The organism is Paenibacillus campi, assembly GCF_034659835.1.
GTDB lineage: Bacteria > Bacillota > Bacilli > Paenibacillales > Paenibacillaceae > Saccharibacillus > Saccharibacillus campi.
Window position 1 is genome coordinate 184,789 of sequence record NZ_JAXSQZ010000001.1, and the last position, 22,257, is coordinate 207,045.

Below are 22,257 nucleotides of genomic sequence, written 5' to 3' on the forward strand. Positions count from 1 at the left end.
AGCAGTCGTAAGGAACTGTTTTTATACGGCTACAGTAGTAAATTTGCGGTTTATGTATCCTTGTGTTAGCTGAAGTGAGAGACAAATACAGTGCTTTTCACCTGGTCGAAAATGTAAAATGAACACCTATTCAGCGTTATTATATTTATGCATCGATATGAATGCCGATATAGATGTTTGGAGACGTATATAAATTAAAAACGCCTACTACTTTTACTGCAACAGTGTGGCAGGCGTATACTCACATAAAGCTGGCAGGGCTTTGCTGACAAGCGATTGCGGGAACAGAAGTGATCGATCAGCTTGTCGTTCATATTTAGCCTATGTATTGTATTGCCACCGCTGCTCGCTTTGCCGCTATAATATCTATAGTAATGATTTAAACATAAAAGTGAATAAAAAAGGCTCTTTTCCTGTATAAGGAAAGAGCCCTTTTTTATAATGTTTTGCATGTCTCGTTTTCATTCCAGGTTTATTTATGCACAAGTGAATAGCAATCCAAACCTAATATGAACGAGCGACCGACCGTCTACTGCAATCTCTATTACATTTCAGCGCATCGGTTAATAACCGTTCGAATAGTCCACCAGATTGACAGGCAACTTTTCCCCCTGCTGATATGCTTTCAGATTGGTCAGGAAAATATCGATGACACGCTCGGTGTAATGCTCATTGCTGCCAGCAATATGCGGTGTAATGATGACTTGCTCCATCGACCAGAGCGGATGATCTTCCGGCAATGGCTCAGGATCGAACACATCCAAACCCGCACCGGCGATGTTGCCCCCTTGCAGTGCAGCTACGAGATCGTCTGTTTGTACTGTTGCGCCACGTCCAACGTTGATAAACAGCGCTGTTTGCTTCATCGTCTCAAAGCGACCGCTATTAAACAGCCCGCGGGTTTGCTCGGTCAGTGGCAAAATATTGACGACTACATCCGCCAGTGCTAGTGCGGTGTCCAATTGCTCCATGCTGTACATATGATCAAATTCATCCAGCGGTTGACCGGAGCGGCGTACACCGACCGTTTTCATCCCAAATGCACGTGCCAGACGGGCGGTGCCAATCCCGATGTTACCTGCGCCGACGATCACAATCGTTTTGCCATGCAGCTCGCTAAAGCTGCCGCTCTCATCCCAACGCGCCTTACTCTGATTGCGAATCGCCTGATGCAGATTACGACTAAACGCGAGCAGATAGGCAAAAATTTGCTCGGAAATCGCAATCGTATGCACACCGTTAGCGCTCGTCAGCAGCACCTGCTTTTGCTCCAATTGCGCCAGCGGCATTTTATCGACACCAGCCGACCATGCTTGTACCCATTTGACCGCACAATGCGGAGACAAAATAAAATCCTGAAATTTGCGCGACCAACCGACGATAATCTCGGCATCCGCCAAATCGTGCTCGGTCGCTTGTTTGACCGGAATAGCGATCACTTCATCATGAGGAGCGGCTGCTTGAATTTGCTGTTGTTGCTGCTCATTTAAATGTTGCAGAAAAACGATCTTGGACATAAAACAATCTCCTCCTCGTATTAGGCACGATATCGGGTCAGCGGGTGATCCGTACATAGTGTCTGCTGTCTTTGTCATCATATCAAATTTGGTGTACTGTACCAAACAGAATGGATTACACCGATTCAAGCCCAGTGAAAACTTTGCACTTAACGTCAGATTGTTGTATACTATTTGCATTCGTCAGGAACGTGTGTTCGGGAAATGATTGCCGAATTATGGAAGTTGGAAAATTGGTCGTGTTCCAGCATCTACCTATGGCAAACAGGCGCACGGACATAGGCTGAAGGGAGTGTCGGACAATGGCTACCGGTAGCGAGCAGGAGCGTGTATTTGCTGCGATTGCCGTGAAAGGGGCAGCACAGCAATGTTTGGCAGCATGGAGCGCACAGATGCAGCAACACTATGCTTTTCGCAAATGGACAGACAGTGCCGATTTACATATTACGCTGCAATTTTACGGTGATGTGGATCGCGCCTACTTACCGGAGCTGTCGCAGACACTAACTGCCGCTGTTTCAGCGCATACGCCGTTCACATTAGAGCTGGGCGCTGTCGGCAGCTTTGGTTTGCCAGCGCGTCCGCGTGTGCTTTGGATCGATCCGGCAGGCGATCGGCACGCATTAATGTCGCTGCAAAGTGATATTGTGCGCGCCTGTGCAGCGATCGGGTATCAGGCGGAACAGCGATCGTATCATCCGCATATTACGATAGCTCGTAAATATGCCGACACAGAGCCAATTAAGCCGCTCGTTTTTGACGAGATCGAATGGCAGCATCCAAATTGGTGCGTACAATCTGTCGTTTTGTATTGCACTCGCGTGGGCAGCATTCCAATGTATGAAGCAGCAGGTCATTTCCCACTTATTGGAGATGGCATACTCTAAAATTTCGATTTTGTCAATTTGACAAAAGTAATCAATTTATAATAATATACTTGCTGCTGCAAAAGGCAGTGGATTTTCAGGGGAAACAACATCATTATTGCATCATGTACAGACGTTATCGTTTGGATATTCGGTGAGCGGATATCGATTATTAAGTTGGCTCTTTTTGCGGATACAGGGTATGTCCGCGAAATTCATGTAAATTGCTTATGATTCAAAATTTGGATGTTGGTGTATTCAAATGGAAGGTCTAACGATTACATAGAAAATAGAGTAAGCCAACGTTACTGGAGGAAAAACATGGATTTTATTAGACGCAATCAGTGGATTACGCCTCTGCTCGGCGTGCTTTTTATATTTGTTATGAGCCTTCCATTTTGGATGGCAAATCATACGACACATAACCAAACCTTTACAAAGCTGCCAGCGTGGGGTGCGCAGCCGGCAGGTTCTGTTTCGTATGCACAAAAAGACAGGGGCAGTACGACAGGTACGTTTATCGCATGGAATGAAACCCATACACGTAACCTGATTCAACAAGCAAAAGCGAACAAAGCAACATTAGCGAAGCAGCAGGCTGCACAGGCGAAACAGGAACGCACAGCAATCGCACAGGCAAAAGTAAAACAAGCCGCAGCAATCACAGCTGATGCATCCGTCAGCAACACTACCCCCACCAAATTATACTTTACTCGGACAAAGTTACTTTCCCAGGATAACCATGCACATGCGACCTGGACCTACGCATTGTCTGATAAAGAACGGCTTATGCTTGAACGAATGGTCATGGCAGAAGCTGAAGGTGAACCGTACGAAGGCAAAGTGGCAGTTGCCAATGTTGTCTTAAACCGGCTGCGGTCCGCCAATTTCCCCGACACGATTAAAGGTGTACTGTATCAAAAATATCAATTTTCACCGATCTCCAACGGTCGCTTTGAGCGCGTAAAGCCCAATGCCGATTCGATTAAAGCTGTCCGCGAAGCGCTGGAAGGACGTAAAGAAGTGCCGGATAATACGTATTATTTTGTGTCGCTATCGCTGGCGACTGATTTTTCGGTTCCAAATTCGCAAACGGTCGTCAAAAAAATCGGTCATCATACCTTTTACAAATAAGCGCCAGTGGACGTACTGTACTGCAATTTAGCGGGCGTTAACAAACGTCAATCCGTGTCAGCGGCAAAATATAGGTAGCTGTCGGACTGCAATTCAGCTATGTTCGATTTTGCGCAACAGCCGTCCAAACGAGCCGATCAGTACTCGCAAAGTTACAAACACATCGATTTTGGTGATAAAATAAACGGTAGTGATACGATCTATTTTATTGCGGAGGTGCTTTATCGATGAAAATTACGTACTATGGACAATCGTGTCTGCTTGTGGAAGAAGGCGGCAAAAAGGTCATTATCGATCCTTTTTTGTCCGGCAATCCGCAAGTTGATGTTGATGTGAACGATATTAAAGTGGACGCGGTTATTTTGACGCATGGACATGGCGATCATTTTGGCGATACGGTTGAAATTGCACAACATAACAATTGCCCGGTAATCGCAGTAGTGGAGCTGGCGCAATATGCCGCAGCCAAAGGCGCAGCGGAGACGGTTGGGATGAATTTGGGTGGTTCAAAACAGTTTGACGGCTTCAAAGTGAAATACACGATCGCTTTTCATACTTCATCCAATGAGCTGGATGGGCAAAATGTATATCTCGGTGAGCCAGCCGGTATTTTGCTGACGATGGGCGGCAAAACGCTGTACCATGCCGGCGATACCGCTTTGTTCGGTGATATGAAGCTGATCGGTGAAATGAACGACATCGATGTGGCGGCATTGCCGATCGGTGACTTTTTCACGATGGGACCTGATGATGCGCTATATGCGGCAGAATGGGTACAAGCGAAACATATCATTCCGGTACATTACAATACATTTCCGCCAATCGAACAGGATGGCGATGCTTTTGTCGCTGCACTGGCAGCAAAAGGGATACAAGGTACCGCATTAAAAGTCAGCGAGAGCATCGAGCTGTAAGCTAGCTGTCTGTCTGTATCCGGCTGCACGATAAGCTTTTCTCGTTGTGCCTGATCGCAGTTACCGGTGACCGGATCACGGTAGAATCACCCTGCTTCACTTACTTTATACAGAAACAGACTTTATACATGAACGGATAGCTCTGACAAAGGGCTGTCCGTTTTTGTTGTAGCGGTAAACGGGAGCGCCTTCCCAATGATCATATCACCGATCCCAGTAAAATTTCGACGAATATATTGAATTATTTATTAATTTTAATGTATAATCATACATTGTATGCAATGCGTTACGTTATCACGCTAATGCTTTGACGCAAAATAATAATTTATCGCATATATAAAAAGTTTGAATTGCCATCATGTAAGGTCAGTGTTAAAATGTATAAAACTAACGAAGGTTACAGTGATATCACATCGATAACTAAGTTGCTTGCATGTTAGCAAAGTGGATATTTATTCTTCGCTCTTTACTTCAAACCTATATCCAAATATAGGCTGCTTCCATCACGGTCTTGTACAATATGTACAAATATTGTAGATGATACTGTATGGAATGAGCGGTCTGTTTTGTATACCCTACCCTTAGAAGCATGTATCTTCGTCCGGCCGTCCTCTGGCTCATCTCTTGACAGTCACTTCATAATAGAAAGGTTGCGTATTATGAACATTACAGGTTTACCTCCGAAGCAGGGTCTGTATGATCCGCAGTTTGAAAAAGATGCTTGCGGTATGGGATTTACCGCGCATATTAAAGGAACACCTAGTCACCAGATTGTCAGTCAAGCACTGACCATGCTCGAAAACATGGAGCATCGCGGCGGCCAGGGAAGCGAACCGAATTCCGGTGACGGAGCCGGTATTATGGTGCAGATTCCGCATTCCTTTTTTGTAAAGGAAGCAACAGCGAATGGATTTGAATTGCCAGACAAAGGTCAATATGGCGTAGCGATGGTATTCCTGTCCCGTGACGAGGAATTGCGCGAACGTCATGAAGCGCTGCTCAAAGACATTATCGAGCAGGAAGGTCAAATGTTGCTTGGCGTGCGTACCGTGCCGACCGATGACAGCACACTTGGCAAAACGGCTAAGGCGGCAAAACCGGTCGTACGACAGTTTTTTATCGGACGTGGCGAAGCGTTGCGCAGTGCAGATGAGCTTGCTTTTGAACGTAAGCTGTATGTCATTCGCCGGCTGGCAGAGCGTCATATTCGTTATGCGGAAGCCGCAGGTGGCGAGACGTTTTACGTACCGAGTTTGTCATGTCGCAAAGTCGTATACAAAGGCATGTTGACGACGATTCAGGTCGGTGCGTTTTATCTCGATCTGCGTGACGAAGCGTTTGAATCAGCGATTGCGCTCGTTCACTCCCGTTTCAGTACAAACACATTCCCAAGCTGGGATCGTGCGCACCCGTATCGTTTTATGATTCACAACGGTGAGATCAATACGATGCGCGGTAATGTGAACTGGATGCATGCGCGTCAATCGCTGTTTGAAAGCGAAGTGTTTGGCAATGATCTGGACAAAATTCGTCCGGTCATTAACCCGGACGGTTCGGATACGGCAATGTTTGATAACACGCTCGAATTTCTGTACTTGAACGGACGTTCATTGCCGCATGTAGCGATGATGATGGTGCCGGAGCCGTGGAGCAACCACGATACGATGGATGAGAAGAAAAAAGCTTTTTACCAGTATCACAGCTGTCTGATGGAGCCGTGGGATGGACCTGCTGCAATGGCATTTACCGACGGTATTCAGATCGGCGCGATTCTCGATCGTAACGGACTGCGTCCGGCGCGTTATTATGTGACTAAGGATGACCGTATTATTCTGTCTTCTGAAGTGGGCGTACTTGATATTGCCCCTGAAAATATACTGTACAAAGATCGCCTTCGTCCGGGCAGAATGCTGCTGATCGATACGCAGGAAGGTCGTATCATTTCCGACGAGGAGATCAAAGAACAGATCGCATCCGAGCATCCGTATGCGGAATGGTTGGAAGAACATCTGGTAAATCTGGACGATGTGCCGGAAGCGCCGGAAGCAATTCAGCCTGATCATGATAATGTGCAGCAGTTGCAGCTTGCGTTTGGCTATACGTTTGAAGAATTGCGCAAAGTGATCGAGCCGATGGCTTCGACAGGTGCAGAAGCGCTCGCCTCGATGGGGTATGATGCACCGCTTGCCGTATTGTCCGACCAACCGCAGCGTCTGTATAACTATTTCAAACAATTGTTTGCTCAAGTTACGAACCCGCCGATCGATGCGATTCGTGAGGAGATTGTAACATCGACAGCGACATCGCTCGGACCGGAAGCGAATTTGCTTGATCCGCAGCCGGAAAGCTGCCGTCAGATCATTTTGAATACACCGATTTTGTCAAATGAACAATTTGCCAAAGTGCGTCATGTGCGTCGTCCTGGCTTTAAAGCGATGACGATCCCGATTTTCTTCGAAGCTGCCAAAGGTACCGAAGGCTTGCAAGCTGCACTCGTCAACCTGTGCGAGGCGGCAGATCGTGTCATCGCCAAAGGTCACAATTTCCTAATTTTGTCCGACCGTGGCATGGATAAGGAAAATGCGGCAATTCCAGCCTTGCTTGCTGTCGCTTGTCTACATCATCATCTGATTCGTCAAGGTACACGTACCCGTGTCAGCCTGTTGCTGGAATCCGGCGAGCCGCGCGATATTCACCATTTCGCCTTGCTGCTCGGTTACGGCATTAGCGCGGTAAACCCGTATCTCGTATTCGAAACGATGCAAGATATGATCAAACAAGGCATGTTGCGCGGTATTTCGCATGACAAAGCGGTGAAAAACTATATTAAAGCAGTGACCAAAGGTGTCGTGAAAATTCTGTCCAAAATGGGCATTTCCACGATTCAATCGTACCGTGGTGCACAGATTTTCGAAGCGGTCGGTCTGAAACAGGAGTTTGTCGATCAATATTTCACTTGGACACCATCCCGTATCGGCGGCATCGGTCTGGATGAAGTGGCAGTGGAGACGCTGGCTCAGCATAACCGTGCTTTTACGGATAAAGACGGCAATGACCGTGTGCTCGATTCCGGCGGTGACTATCAATGGCGCAATGATGGTGAACAGCATATGTTCAATCCGCAAACGATCCATCTATTGCAACATTCCGTTCGTACCGGTGACTACAAGCTGTACAAAAAATACGCTGCGCTTGTCGACGGCGAAAACGAGAAGCATTTGACATTGCGTTCCTTGCTCAAGCTGAAACCGAACGGCGCTCCGGTGCCGCTGGAAGAAGTAGAGCCAATCGAATCGATTATGAAACGCTTCAAAACAGGCGCGATGTCATTCGGATCGATTAGTAAAGAAGCGCATGAAAGCTTGGCGATTGCGATGAACCGGATCGGCGGCAAAAGCAACAGCGGTGAAGGCGGCGAAGACCCGGCGCGCTTTATTCCGGATGCTAACGGCGATTCCCGTCGCAGTGCGATCAAACAGGTTGCATCCGGTCGTTTCGGTGTAACGTCCAATTATTTGGTCAATGCCGATGAAATTCAGATCAAAATGGCGCAAGGTGCCAAGCCTGGTGAAGGCGGACAATTGCCTGGCCGTAAAGTATATCCGTGGGTAGCGGAAGTTCGTCACTCTACACCTGGTGTAGGTCTGATCTCGCCGCCTCCACATCATGATATTTATTCGATCGAAGATTTGGCAGAACTGATCTATGACCTGAAAAATGCGAACCGTCGCGCTCGCATTAACGTGAAACTTGTATCCGAAGTCGGTGTTGGCACAATCGCTGCTGGTGTAGCTAAAGGCCGTGCTGATGTGATCCTTGTGAGCGGTTATGATGGCGGTACAGGTGCATCCCCGCAAGGTTCGATCCGTCACGCGGGTCTGCCGTGGGAGCTTGGGCTTGCCGAAACACAACAAACGCTCATTATGAACAATTTGCGTGACCGTGTCGTACTGGAAACAGACGGTAAAATGCTAAGCGGTCGCGATCTCGCGGTTGCTGCATTGCTTGGTGCTGAAGAATACGGTTTCTCCACCGCACCGCTCGTGTCGATCGGCTGTATTATGATGCGTGTCTGTCAAATGGACACTTGTCCGGTCGGCGTAGCGACACAAAATCCGGAACTGCGCAAAAACTTCACTGGCGATCCTCAGCATGTGGTGAACTTTATGAAGTTTGTCGCACAGGATTTGCGCGAAATTATGGCAGAGCTAGGTTTCCGCACCGTCAAAGAAATGGTCGGTCGTCTTGATTGTCTGGACGCTTCGCAGGCGGATGCACACTGGAAAACAAAAGGTCTCGACCTATCCGTACTGCTCCATCAACCGGCGCTTCCAGAAGGTAGCGAGCGCTTTAACGTCCAGCAGCAAAACCATCTGTTGGAAGAAACGCTTGATCTTCGTCAATTGCTGCCATTAGCTGCACCAGCCTTGGAAAATGGCACAGCGGTTCATGCCGAGCTGTCCATCTGCAACGTCGATCGCGCGGTTGGCACAATTCTCGGTAGCGAAGTGACGCTTAAATACGGCGCAGCGGGTCTGCCGGATGATACGATCTCATTTACATTCAAAGGCTCGGCTGGACAAAGCCTCGGTGCGTTTGTACCGAAAGGCATTACACTGCGCGTTGAAGGCGACTGTAATGACTATGTTGGTAAAGGTCTGTCCGGCGGTAAAATTATCGTGAAGCCGGATGCGGCAGCTACATTCGCCGCTGAAGACAATATCATTATCGGCAACACCGCATTGTATGGCGCAACGAGTGGTGAAGCGTATATTAGCGGTATTGCTGGTGAGCGCTTTGCTGTACGTAACTCCGGTGCAAAAGTCGTCGTTGAAGGCGTGGGCGACCACGGCTGTGAATATATGACTGGCGGACGTGTCGTTGTACTCGGCTCGACCGGACGTAACTTTGCCGCTGGTATGTCAGGCGGGATCGCGTATGTGCTTGATCCAAGCCATGATTTTGTCGGTCGCTGTAACTTGGAAATGGTACTACTGGAAGATATCGAAGATGCGGACGAGCTTGCCGAGCTGCGGACGATGATCGAACAGCATGTTCAGTATACTGGCAGTGAAGCGGGCAAACGTGTATTGGAAGATTGGGAACATCAATCGCAGGATTTCGTGCGTATCATTCCGAAAGACTACAAACGGATGCTCGAACAAATCCGCAAAGTTCACGAAAAAGGTCTGACTGGCGAAGCGGCATTGCTCGCAGCGTTCGAAGCCAATATGCGTGAACTGGCACGTTCTGGTGCGTAATTTGTTACAAGCTTTAGGGATGCTGCTGGCGCTGTTTGAAGTGTTTGAATAGCGCTAGCCAGCTCTGAACACATTCATTTCGAACCCGCTCTGCGCAGCGCTATCATCGTAGCTGCTGCGCCAGAGACGGGTTCTTTTTATATCCAATGTGTAGTATGTTACAATGAATGCGCTACAAACAATGTCTGCTTATGTGCGACGGTAGCTTCGTTTTTCCGTTAGAGACGGTATACGAAGTACAATATAAAATCAAATCTGCCATTCTGTTTTGTATCCATAGGGCAGATCGTTCAGCATACGGCATACGATGTAGATGGCTATCGATTTTAATCAACAGCTCAAACTTACAGACAGCTGCCGAATGAGTTAAACCGTAATATGATGAATCGTACGATGATGAAAACGCACTATGATGATACCGTACATACGAAAGCAGGCTGCTCTTGGCTAGACAGTGCAGCGTCAATCCGAAAGGAGTCAACCGATGATGATCCATATTAACCAGCTCAGACCGTACTGTTTGCTACCGGATGGCAGAGCCGAAGGGAGCCATCCGTCCCAACCTGATTCGACGAATGGACAAGCACGAGCGATACCGTCTCCGTCTGACCTTTCCACCAGCAATACGACGACCTACTCCAATGCGCCAACGTCAGGTGGCAAAATGGACGAGTTAACCGCACCTGTCGTACAATTTCGCGGAGTGACGAAAAAAATCGGCTCCAAAACGATTATCGATAATTTGACATTGGATGTACCAGCAGGTTGTGTATTCGGTTTTCTCGGTCCGAACGGCTCCGGCAAAACGACGACGATCCGCATGCTCGTTGGTTTGATGACACCGACAGCCGGAGACATTCGCATTGAAGGGCAAAGCATTCGCACGCATTTTGAACAGGCGATCAGTAAAGTGGGTGCGATTGTGGAAAACCCGGAAATGTACAAATATATGACCGGCTACCAAAATCTGATGCAATATGCACGTATGTCGCCAGGTGTTACACGCGAGCGGATTGCGGAAGTGGTCGATTTTGTCGGTTTGGGCGGGCGTGTGCGCGATCGGGTGAGTACGTATTCGCTTGGGATGAGACAACGTCTTGGCGTCGCGCAGGCGCTGCTGCATCGTCCGCGTCTGCTCGTGCTGGATGAGCCAACGAATGGGCTTGATCCGCAAGGCATTCGTGAGCTACGCGATTATTTGCGTGCGCTTAGCCGCGAGCAAGGCACAACTGTGTTTGTGTCTAGTCATTTATTATCCGAAATGGAACTGATGTGTGATATGGTCGCAGTTATTAATGGCGGCAAGCTCGTCGATGTACGCCATCTGCATGCACAACCAGCTTCTGCTACAGCCGTTGCGGAACAATTGATCACTGTTCGGTTTGAAACCGACCAACCACAGCATGTACAAGAGCTAATTCCAGACAGTTATTTGGAGGGCAGTAGCTGTATAGCACGCGCGACCCGTTCCGATATTGCTCGCTTTAATGCACAGCTTGTACAGCAAGGAATTGCCGTGTATGGAATCATTCCGCTGCGGCAAACGTTAGAGGATCAATTTCTGGCGATGACACGGGAAGGCGGTGGGCGTCATGATTAATTTTATGCAACTCGTCTGGAATGAATTGTTAAAAATTCTGCTGCGTATTTCCAATTGGGTAATGTTGATTTTGCTCGCCTTGTTGTCGCCGGCGCTGCTCATTTTGCTAAAGTTGGGCGATTATCCGGCTGCTGCACCGATGGCGTTGGATCAGTCGTTTTCGATGTTTTTCCTAGTTGTGTTGTTTGCGCTAATTGTGGCGTCGGAATCGGTCGCGATCGAATTTACGACCGGCACGATTAAGCTGCTGCTCATTCGTCCGTGGCAACGCTGGAAAATATTAAGTTCCAAATTTGTGGCGCTAGTCGTTTTTTTGCTCGGGTTGACGCTGTTGTTTACACTAATTAATTTGGCGGTAGCGTATATGCTGTTTCCGGCAACTGTAACGGTATTGCCGGATTGGGCAGCCGCAGCGCCGGATAGCAATTTGTTTTTGCTCGTTGTATATTCGTTTATTCGTGCACTTGTGTTGGCGACATTTGCGTTTATGCTGTCCGCGCTGTTTCGGTCACCAGCATTGGCGATCACCTTATCGATGTTACTTTATTTTTCAGGTACGCTTAGTAACGGATTGTTGCATGCTTTTCTGCGCCCGCAAGATTACTGGATCGTTAAATATTTGCTGTTTACGAATTTAGACTTGACCCAGTATTTCTCTAACCCAAGCGGTAGCTTTGGCATTACATCGCTCGGCTGGTCGCTGTTGATGTTGACGGTGTATGTTGTCGTGTTTGCACTAATCGCCTGGGTATCGTTTTCCAAGCGGGATGTGCGTGCTTAATGTTGTGCGTGCTTAATGTATCGATCGTTTTAACTACTGATGAAATTATTCATTGCATGCGTTTACTAGCAAAGGGGTCTTCTGTTCAATGTGCAGAAGACCTCTTTGCTGTATTTGGTAATACATGTATGCGATATAAATGGTGTAATAATGAGCGCAAGTTCGCGTGTCCATGCTTATCGTTTAGGTGCGTCCACTGTTTCTGTTTGTGTATGTACGAACTCATTTGTATACATAAACCTGTAAATGGCAAGCAAAGTCCGTCTCACTAACATGTCTATCCTAGCCATAATTATACGTACAACAACGCTAATTGTTGATTTAGCCGAAAAATAACAAGTCATTCTTTTGACCATAACAGACGAGATATGTTCATTTTATTATATGCAGTGCCGATCGGTATGACGTATAAACAGTCCTATGCTAAATGGCATTATTTTTATAGCTATATCATTCAACACGATGCTTGCACAATAAACTCATATTCTCAAATAAACTTGATCATAACAGTGTTCATTTGGAACTATACGTTTCTGTATAGCGATCCAGCACATAATCGACTTGATTACGTTGGAAAATAAAAAAACTAAGCGCATAAGCGATATAATAATAACGTTGTTCCACATTATTTCGGTTAAAGCAAAAGACAGGCTGCCTATTTTTAAAAATTGAGCTATACAATCATTCAATACATCTCCCTATGTTTATAGCGAAAATCGATACAGAAGCTGATAATATTACAAATGTAAGCGCTTATATCATATTTTGGTAAATGATGATCGGACGTACATTCCATGACCAACGCATACAAAAGAGGAGGAAATGAATTGTTGAAAAAGTCCAAATTACTACGAATTGTCGGAACAGCCGCTATCGCAGGTGCATTGTTCACCTCGTTTATGTCGGAGTATAGTTATGCCAGCCTCACGAATGGAAACAAATTTCTCGGCAATATTATTGCTGGCAGCGTTCCATCTAGCTTCGGAACGTACTGGAACCAAGTGACACCGGAAAACTCCACCAAATGGGATGCGGTTGAACGTACACGCAACTCCATGAACTGGGGACAAGCTGATATGGCTTACAATTATGCGCAAAGTAAAGGGTATCCTTTTAAATTCCATACATTAGTCTGGGGCAGCCAGGAGCCTGGATGGGTGAAAAATCTGTCAGCAGCTGAGCAGAAAGCCGAAGTGACACAATGGATTCAATTGGCAGGGCAAAAATACGGCAAATCCGCGTTTGTCGATGTAGTTAACGAGCCGCTGCATGTCAAACCATCTTATCGGAATGCGATCGGTGGAGATGGAGCAACAGGCTGGGATTGGATTATCTGGTCATTCCAGCAGGCAAGACAACAATTTCCAAACTCCAAGCTGCTCATTAACGAATACGGCATTATCGGTGATCCTGCACTGGCGGATCAGTACGTAAATATTATTAATATTTTAAAAAGCCGCGGTTTGGTCGACGGTATCGGTATCCAGTGTCATCATTTTAATATGAACAACGTATCGACAAGTACGATGACAACGGTGCTAAACAAATTAGCTGCAACCGGATTGCCGATCTACGTATCCGAGCTCGATATGTCAGGTGATGATGCGACCCAACTCGCACGTTACAAAGAAAAATTCCCGGTACTGTGGAATCATCCTGCCGTCAAAGGCGTAACGCTGTGGGGCTATATTCAAGGACAAACATGGGAACCTAATACCCATCTGTTGAACAGCAACGGTACAGAGCGTCCGGCACTAAAATGGCTTAAACAATTTTTCGGTCAATCCGCACTGACTGAAGGGCAATCGATTATGTTGGAAAAAGATAGCTTGGAAACGGCGGATGCAGGCGCACAGTAACATATACGCTTCAAATCATATCTATGTATTGATAACATACATGTTGCGGAGGACACATAATGGGTGGGATAGGCATGGATTTGATTGCTAGTTAAACGGATTGCTTGCCTAGTTGATCGTCGCCATCCACGATGAAAAGAGCATCTGTGATTCCATTATAGGAGCATAGATGCTCTTTTTCGTGTTATAGAAGCTATTTTCGATTTGAAATGACGGTTTCGTAAACTAGTTTGTCCGCATAACCGACAGAGTGCCTCATTTCAACATTTTAATCGTACATGTACACTCTCTTGAACTTGTTTATACGTAAGATTGTTGTGAACTGCACATAAGTAGGCATGCATCACCACTTAAGTCTGTATACATATCTCCCAATACTTTTACCAACTAAAATGTAAAGACTGATTTCTCTAGCTTTTACAAAATATACGTGCAGCACCAAATGAACTTCCCGCTTGCTGAATCAAATTCTCACCAGATTGGTTATATGGTAATGGCAAGCTGTTGCTAAATAACCATCAGTTTTGGCATCATTTCTGATATGATAGGTTTTGCATAGAGAAGATCGGTGTCGAACAGGCAAGATTCAGAAAGGAAGGAACGTTTAGCATGGTCTGGTTGGTATTGTTCGGTATCGTATTTATTAGCCAGTGTGGCATTATATTGTTATTGGAATTCCGTTCACCGACCAAAGCGGTCGCCTGGTTGTTTATTTCGTATTGCGCGCCTTTTTTTGGCTTTGTCATTTATTATTTTGTCGCCCGTAACTATCGGAGCCGGCGTACGATTCGTAAAAAAGGTACGATTTTGTTCCGTGAAGTACGTAGTCGGTTATGGAGTCAGGCAGCTGTTATTCAGTCGGTGGACAATATGGGCAATCCTGAATTTGCCACACAGACGCGTCTATTCTCATTATTGTCGCATTTAACGGAAAATCCGATCACCGCTTGCAGCGAAATCGAAGTGTTGACCGATGGCGAAGCGACCTATGCGGCGATGCTGCGCGCATTGGAGCAAGCGCGGCATCATATTCATATTCAGTTTTACATTTTCCGCGATGACGAGATTGGTCAACGTTTTATCGACATTTTGATCCGCAAGGCGCTTGCCGGGGTAAAGGTGCGCATGATGTGTGACGGACTGGGCAGTTATCATTTAACAGATCGGTTTGTGCGTCGGTTGAAGTCAGCGGGAATTGAGTTTTACTTTTTCCTGCCGCCATTTACTTCATTTATTCAGCGCGAAGTCAATTACCGCAATCATCGCAAAATACTCGTTATCGATGGGGAAATCGGCTTTATCGGTGGCTTGAATGTCGGTGACGATTATCTCGGTCATGATCCAAAGCTCGGATACTGGCGTGATACGCATTTGCAAGTGCGCGGGGATACGGTTTATTTTTTACAGATCGTATTTTTGGAAGATTGGGAGTTTGCTTCCGGTCAGCGAATTACGGATTCGATTTATTTTCCGGTGCATCAATGTGTCGGTAGCGAGCGCGCGCTCATCGTTGCGAGTGGGCCAGATCGGAACTGGGATGCGATTCAGGAGATGTGCTTTAGCGCACTGGCAGTGGCGAAGCAGCGTATTTGCATTACGACCCCTTATTTTATTCCCGATCAGAGCATTTATGCGGCGCTGAAAACGGCGGCGATTAGCGGGGTAGAAGTCGATATTATTATTCCAAATATATCGGATTCACAAGTGGTGCAGTATGCTTCACTGTCGTATTTGGAGGAATTAATGCGTGTGGGCGTGCGTGTACATCAATATGAAAAAGGCTTTGTACACGCCAAAATTGTCATTATCGACGATCTGCTCGCCTCGGTCGGCACCGCTAATATGGATATGCGCAGTTTTTACAGCAATTTTGAGCTATGTGCGGTGCTGTTTGAGCAGGAGACAATCGAGCGGTTAATGGACGATTTCCGGCGTGATTTGCAAGTTAGCCGCAAAATTAACTACCATGAATTTATTCGCCGTCCACGCATCCAGAAAACGATGGAAACATTATCCCGTATGTTGTCTCCACTGTTGTAAAAATGCGGTGGAAGGCGGAAGTAAGCGGCGAATGTGGTATACTGGAACAAAAGTCAATAAACACGATGCCCTGATCGCTTATGCGGTCGTATGGCATATTGGAGGATCATATGGCACAATCACTGCCTCAGCAGACGGCAAACTTTACGAGCCGCAGTCTGGAGGATACCGAACGACTGGCTGCTTTTTGGGCAAGCCGAGCGTTTCCGGGCATGATGATCACGCTTGATGGCGATCTGGGCGCAGGCAAAACGCATTTTTCCAAAGCGTTTGCCAAGCATCTCGGCGTCGCTGGCATGGTGAACAGCCCGACATTTACGATCATTAAAGAGTACGAGGGTCGTATGCCCTTTTACCATATGGATGTGTACCGTATTACCGAAGATGAAGCCGCCGAGCTGGGGCTGGATGAATACTTTTTCGGACAGGGAGCGACACTGGTGGAATGGTCAAGCCGAATTGAATACCTGTTGCCAGAGCAGCGATTGTCGCTGCATATTACCGTAAATGCGGACGATAGCCGCACGATCGTCTGTACCGGTTATGGCGATCCATATGCAGACTGGTGTGCTGAGTTCAAACAGAATGGAGTTAATGACAATTCATGAATGAAATGAACGAACAGCCGCGTAAGCGGTTTTTAGTTTTGGATACAGCGACCGCTGCACAAGTGGTCGCTGTGATGGACGGCAACAATGTGCTAGTAGCGGAAAGTAGCCAAGCTGATCGCAATCATTCGGTCGGCTTGCTGGACAGCATCGCCCGTATGCTAGAGACGGCAGCGGTGTCGCGCCGTGAACTGGCTGGGATTGCGGTTGGCGTGGGACCGGGTTCCTATACCGGCATTCGAATCGCCGTGACGACAGCCAAAACGCTGGCATGGACGTTACAGCTTCCTGTGGCAGGATTTTCCAGTTTGGCAGCGCTGGCGCTAAGTGGATATCGTCAGGCACAGACAGCTAGCGAATCGATCACACTACCAGCGCAGTCAGTTCAAGCTGACGAAACATCGTTAGACGAGTCTGCTGTTGCCGCTGCTACCAACGAGCAGATGATCGATCCTATCATCGTGCAGGCGCATGGTGCTGACGATACGGCATATGAATATGAGCCTATCGTGACAGCTCGCACAGCTGCTGCTACCAGCTGGATCGTGCCGCTAATGGATGCGCGCAGAGGTCAGGTGTATAGCGGACTATTTGTCGCCGCAGGCAACGGTGAGCCGGTTCGTCTGGAACAGGATCGTATCGTGCTTATGGACGAATGGGTCGAGCAATTGAGCGCGCGTTATGCTGCATTATCAGAGCAGGAGCGCCCGGCGTTCATTTATATAGTCGGTGATACCGCTGTTCATGAGCAGCGTACGAGCAAGCTAGCTGCATGCGTCGGAGACCGTTTACGGTTGCTGCATTGCAGTCTGGAAGCGGAAGATGCAGGGGTGGTTGGAGCGGCAACATTGTTGTCCGGGCAAAGTGAACCTGCGCATACATTATTGCCCAATTATACGCAGCTATCAGAGGCGGAAGCCAACCTGCTGCGCCAATCCTGATGAAAGGACGTGCCGATGTGGCAATGTTATCGGAGCAGGGGGAAGAACATGTCGTTCTTCGCCAGATGAAAATGGATGATTTGCCGGCAATTATGGAAATTGAGCATGAGGCGTTTACACTTCCCTGGACAGAGGAAGCGTTTCGCAACGAGCTGACGATGAATCATTTTGCCAAATATATGGTACTGGAATTAAATGGGTATCTTATCGGTTATGCCGGTATGTGGACGATTATGGATGAAGCGCATGTGACTAATATTGCCGTTCGTGAAGCATATCGCGGCAGACGGCTTGGACAATTATTGCTAATGCGGATGATGGAATGGGCGCTTGAGCTGGGTATGATCCGGATGACGCTGGAAGTGCGTGTTACGAACGAGTCAGCGCAAAATCTGTATCGCAAACTGGGCTTTACGAATGCAGGTGTACGCAAAGCATATTATTCGGACAATAATGAAGATGCACTCATTATGTGGTGTGAACTTTCTGGAGACAGGGAGTCTGAAAACGGGAAGGAAGCGTGAACGATAAATGATACAGCAACAGCACCGGGAATCGGTGTGCAATATACTCGCGATTGAGACGAGCTGTGATGAAACGTCGGTGGCGATTGTGCAAAACGGCAAGCATGTGCTGTCCAATCTCGTATCAAGCCAAATTGAAACCCATAAGGCGTTTGGTGGTGTCGTGCCAGAAGTCGCTTCACGCAAACATGTGGAGACGATTACGCTAATGATCGAGCAGGCGGTACAGCAATCCGGTCTGACGCTGGACGATATATCGGCGGTCGCTGTAACGGAAGGACCAGGGCTTGTCGGCGCATTGCTCGTCGGCATTATGGCGGCGAAAAGCGTAGCATTTGCGCTCGATAAGCCGCTGATCGGTACCCATCATATCGCTGGACATATTTATGCCAACAATTTGACCGCAGAGATCGCGTATCCTGCGCTAGCGCTCGTTGTGTCTGGTGGACATACGGAATTGGTGCTGCTAGAGCGGGAAGGGCAGTTTCGTCTGATCGGCAGTACGCGCGATGATGCGGTTGGTGAAGCGTATGACAAAGTGGCACGAGCACTCGGTTTTCCATATCCAGGCGGGCCGTATGTAGATCGGCTGGCGATGGAGGCGGAAAGCGCAGTTGAATTGCCGCGTGTATGGCTGGAACCGGATTCGTATGATTTTAGTCTGAGCGGTTTGAAGTCGGCGGTGCTAAATGTGGTCAATCAGAAGAAAATGCGCGGTGAAGAACCGATGACGGCTGAAATCGCACGTGGCTTTCAAGAGTCCGTCGTTGAGGTGCTAGTCGAAAAGGCGATTCGCGCCGTTAACGCCTATGCGGTCAAACAGTTACTGTTATGCGGCGGGGTTGCCGTGAATAAAGGCTTGCGTCATACATTGACCGAACGCTGTGAGCGTGAAGGGATTGAGCTGCTCATTCCACCATTTGAATATTGTACCGATAATGCGGCTATGATTGGCGCTGCGGCTTATTTAAAATGGAAAACCGGCGAATTTTCCGATCTACGCATCAAAGGAGACCCGTCGTTATCGCTAGAACGATGGTCAACTGCGGCGATCGGCTAATATAGTGACAGCATTACCCATAGGAATGTCATGTTAAAAAAGACCGTACACGGAGCATGTTTCTCTCTACGTGTACGGTCTTTGGCATGATGAACAGGCACCTATTTACCTATTTACATACGAGCATCATTTGCCCTCATACAGCTAGCGGCTAGCACACGGAGTCCACATTCGCACAAGCTACTGTTCGTACTTTGACCGAGATGAATCTGATTGTTGAATGCGGATCAAGCTGCTATGGATAAAGAATTTAGTACACAATTAAAGTTGAAATTTAACTGCGTCTGTCTATTAGCCTGTCTCAAGCACAAATTAAGTTTGCACGGATGTGGGTGGTATTCATAATCAAGTGACATCCATGTATTGGAGGCAAGCTATTACACGTATATGGCTGTCAGATCGCCATAATACGATCAATAACAGAGCAATTATAGAATATACCGTACACTAATACAGTGCGGGAAAACGGCATTAAATGGTGTAAGCAAGCCGATTACGTACTTAAAGCCGTACCGGGCGCTAGCTGCGTCTGGAATTTTTACTAATATTGGATTTTACAATGCTATGCATCTAAAAGGTAGTTTTGTCAAGATGTTAACAAAGTTATCCACATATCCCCCAAAAAATGTGGGCAAGTCACAAATTGCTTGCTGTATCTGTGTTTTTGAAAATGCTTGTTTAGGGGATAGTTAAGCACAGCTTTTGTTACGTATTATGTGGATAATGTGCATAACTTAGTGGATAAATATGGATTTTTCTTAAAAAGACGATTATACCAACTAAAATTCGCCTATTCATCGTCAATTATTCGTCCAAAAATCACTGTGAATTGTGGATAAGTCTGTTCACAACATTACACTATTGGTTTACAAAAAAAGTATGAACTTTTACAATTCCGTGGATACGTATTGACAGGCGTTTATTCAGCGGCTAAAGATTCCCACTCCTCATACGCTTGCTCCAATGTCTGCTGATTGGTGGCGATTTCTGCCTGGCGCGTTTGCACGGCTGCATAATCTTGATAAATGTCCGGCAATGTCAGTTCCTGTTCCAACTCGGCAATCCGAGCTTCACGAGTGGCGATTTCACTCTCTAGCTGTTCCAGACGGCGCTTGCGATTACGTTCCTCTCGTTTCGCCTGTTTGCTTTCTTCAAACGAATTGGTAACGGCACGGTTTGAATCGGTCGACGATGTGTCCGACTTTGCCGTTTTACGCGCATTGGCAGCTTCTTCGGCAGCCATTTCCAGCAACTCCTGCTTTTTGGCTGTATAATCATCAAAATTACCAAGATACGTCGTCAGACCATCCGGACGCAATTCCAAAATGCGCTCTGCCATTTTGTTGAGGAAATAACGGTCATGGGAAATGAACAGCAGTGTGCCTTCATAATCCATTAACGCCGATTCAAGCACCTCTTTGCTAACGAGATCAAGATGGTTCGTCGGCTCATCCAAAATGAGCACATTCGCTTCCAGCAGCATGAGCTTGCTGAGCGAGACGCGCGCTTTTTCGCCGCCGCTTAAGGCAGACACCTTTTTGAGCACATCTTCGCCGCTAAACAGAAAGTTGCCAAGTACGGTACGAATACGCACTTCTTCCAGATGTGGAAAGCTGCTCCACACTTCTTCCAGCACCGTATTAGTTGGCGTCAGATGTCCTTGTTCCTGATCATAATAACCGATCTTCGTTTTGGCACCCCATTCGATTTTGCCGCTGGCTGGCACATGATCGCCGATAAGCGCTTTGAGCAGTGTCGTTTTACCGGTTCCGTTCGGGCCGATTAATGCGACCATATCGCCACGCCACAGCTCGAATGAGATCGGATCAAATAGCCGCTGTTTGTCCGCATAAGCAAGCGTCAAATTGTGCACGCGCAGTACGTCTTTGCCGGATACGACGGACGTCTCGAACGTAAAGCTCGCTTTTTTCAGATCACCGGCAGGGCGATCCAGTCGATCCATTTTCTCCAATGCGCGTCGGCGGCTCTGGGCACGCTTCGTCGTGGAGGCACGCACGATATTTTTTTGGATAAACTGCTCCATCCGGGCAATCTCATCTTGCTGTTTTTCAAATTGCTTCAGCTCTGATTCGTATTCCGCCGCTTTAATATCGATATAGCGGCTATAGTTGCCGGTATACCGTCTGGAGCGATGACGTTCGATTTCGACGATGCTTGTCACCAGCCGATCGAGAAAATAACGGTCATGTGAGACGATCAGCAATGCGCCGGAATACGCGCGCAAATAATCTTCGAGCCAGGCGAGTGTGTCTAGATCGAGATGGTTCGTCGGCTCATCCAGCATGAGCAGATCAGGTGCCTGCAATAAAATGCGGGCGAGTGCAAGCCGTGTTTTCTGACCGCCGCTAAGTGTAGCTACCGGCGTATGTTGCGGAAAATCGGCAAAGCCCATCCCGTGCAAAATGCTGCGAATTCGCGTCTCCATCTCATACCCACCGCGCTCGCGGAAAAAGTCGGATTGACGGGAATAACGCTCCAGCAGCTCGGCATACGCTTTCTCATCGCCCATATGCACCGGATCAGCAATTTGCTGCTCCATGACACGTAGCTCACGTTCGGTGTCGATCAAGTCGGCATAGACGGAGCGCATTTCTTCACCGATCGTATTGCCGTGATGCAAACCGCTATTTTGCGCCAAATAACCGAGCGTTACTTCTTTGCTGCGGAATATTTGCCCGCCGTCATGGGACATTTCGCCAGCGATAATTTTGAGTAATGTGGATTTGCCGGCACCGTTAACGCCGACGAGACCGATACGCTCACGTTCTTCAATTTGTAAATTGATGCCTTCAAGCACCGGAGTGATGCCGTATAATTTCGTAATGCCACTTGCTTGCAATAACACTGTCCATCCATCCTTTCCTGCAAGAACAACTATACGCGAAGCTGTTCGTCTGTCTGTTATGAAGTGATGTACCGTTTCTCCGCCATGCTGATTTACGTATGATCGTCGTTGACTTCGCATAAGCGTGATCTTGAATCATTGGAGTAAACGGTACGATATGACGTAATAGTCAAGCGTTATATTTCATCGTTATATCGTATAGGGATGATTATGAATGCGTAGGGATGCGCAATCCGCCCATCCTGTCTAGTGTACATGAAAAGCGGTGATTTTGCATGATTTAATC

The 22,257-nt window shown here is 47.4% G+C and carries 14 protein-coding genes; 12 read left to right on the plus strand and 2 right to left on the minus strand.

Annotated features, from left to right (window positions below):
• Positions 1–563: 563 nt before the first annotated feature.
• Positions 564–1,517 carry a D-2-hydroxyacid dehydrogenase gene (locus U1I11_RS00685; protein ID WP_322902978.1) on the minus strand — a complete coding sequence of 318 codons (954 nt, stop codon included), beginning with the start codon at positions 1,515–1,517 and terminating at the stop codon, positions 564–566.
• A 302-nt stretch (positions 1,518–1,819) separates the two neighbouring features.
• On the opposite strand from U1I11_RS00685, the gene thpR reads away from it, so the two are divergent.
• From thpR to tsaD, 12 genes are all read left to right on the plus strand, one after another.
• A complete protein-coding gene (thpR, locus tag U1I11_RS00690; protein ID WP_322902979.1) occupies positions 1,820–2,404 on the plus strand; it encodes an RNA 2',3'-cyclic phosphodiesterase in 585 nt (194 codons plus the stop codon).
• A 300-nt stretch (positions 2,405–2,704) separates the two neighbouring features.
• Entirely contained in the window at positions 2,705–3,517 is an 813-nt protein-coding gene (locus tag U1I11_RS00695; protein ID WP_322902981.1) for a cell wall hydrolase, read from the plus strand.
• A 227-nt stretch (positions 3,518–3,744) separates the two neighbouring features.
• Positions 3,745–4,431, plus strand: coding sequence for a metal-dependent hydrolase (locus U1I11_RS00700; RefSeq protein ID WP_322902982.1), 687 nt, complete (start codon positions 3,745–3,747; stop codon positions 4,429–4,431).
• 659 nt (positions 4,432–5,090) lie between these two features.
• A complete protein-coding gene (gene gltB, locus U1I11_RS00705) occupies positions 5,091–9,692 on the plus strand; it encodes a glutamate synthase large subunit (RefSeq protein WP_322902983.1) in 4,602 nt (1,533 codons plus the stop codon).
• A 664-nt stretch (positions 9,693–10,356) separates the two neighbouring features.
• Entirely contained in the window at positions 10,357–11,292 is a 936-nt protein-coding gene (locus U1I11_RS00710; protein ID WP_322904429.1) for an ABC transporter ATP-binding protein, read from the plus strand.
• A complete protein-coding gene (locus U1I11_RS00715) occupies positions 11,285–12,073 on the plus strand; it encodes an ABC transporter permease subunit (protein ID WP_322902985.1) in 789 nt (262 codons plus the stop codon). The genes U1I11_RS00710 and U1I11_RS00715 overlap by 8 nt, the downstream gene beginning before the upstream one ends.
• Positions 12,074–12,903: 830 nt before the next feature.
• The gene (locus U1I11_RS00720) at positions 12,904–13,932 is read left to right on the plus strand and encodes an endo-1,4-beta-xylanase (protein WP_322902987.1); all 1,029 of its coding nucleotides are present in this window, start codon (positions 12,904–12,906) and stop codon (positions 13,930–13,932) included.
• Between the two features lie 609 nt (positions 13,933–14,541).
• Positions 14,542–15,972: a cardiolipin synthase gene (gene cls / locus U1I11_RS00725; protein ID WP_322902989.1), complete on the plus strand. Its 1,431-nt coding sequence runs from the start codon at positions 14,542–14,544 to the stop codon at positions 15,970–15,972.
• Positions 15,973–16,082: 110 nt separating this feature from the next.
• Entirely contained in the window at positions 16,083–16,580 is a 498-nt protein-coding gene (gene tsaE, locus U1I11_RS00730) for a tRNA (adenosine(37)-N6)-threonylcarbamoyltransferase complex ATPase subunit type 1 TsaE (protein ID WP_322902991.1), read from the plus strand.
• Positions 16,577–17,521, plus strand: coding sequence for a tRNA (adenosine(37)-N6)-threonylcarbamoyltransferase complex dimerization subunit type 1 TsaB (gene tsaB, locus U1I11_RS00735; protein ID WP_322902993.1), 945 nt, complete (start codon positions 16,577–16,579; stop codon positions 17,519–17,521). The genes tsaE and tsaB overlap by 4 nt, the downstream gene beginning before the upstream one ends.
• 23 nt (positions 17,522–17,544) lie before the next feature.
• The gene (gene rimI / locus U1I11_RS00740) at positions 17,545–18,045 is read left to right on the plus strand and encodes a ribosomal protein S18-alanine N-acetyltransferase (RefSeq protein ID WP_322904431.1); all 501 of its coding nucleotides are present in this window, start codon (positions 17,545–17,547) and stop codon (positions 18,043–18,045) included.
• Positions 18,046–18,052: 7 nt separating this feature from the next.
• Positions 18,053–19,105, plus strand: a complete 1,053-nt coding sequence (gene tsaD / locus U1I11_RS00745; RefSeq protein ID WP_322902995.1) for a tRNA (adenosine(37)-N6)-threonylcarbamoyltransferase complex transferase subunit TsaD — start codon at positions 18,053–18,055, stop codon at positions 19,103–19,105.
• Positions 19,106–20,024: 919 nt separating this feature from the next.
• Here tsaD and U1I11_RS00750 read toward each other — a convergent pair.
• Positions 20,025–21,971 carry an ABC-F family ATP-binding cassette domain-containing protein gene (locus tag U1I11_RS00750; protein ID WP_322902996.1) on the minus strand — a complete coding sequence of 649 codons (1,947 nt, stop codon included), beginning with the start codon at positions 21,969–21,971 and terminating at the stop codon, positions 20,025–20,027.
• Between the last annotated feature and the right edge of the window lie 286 nt (positions 21,972–22,257).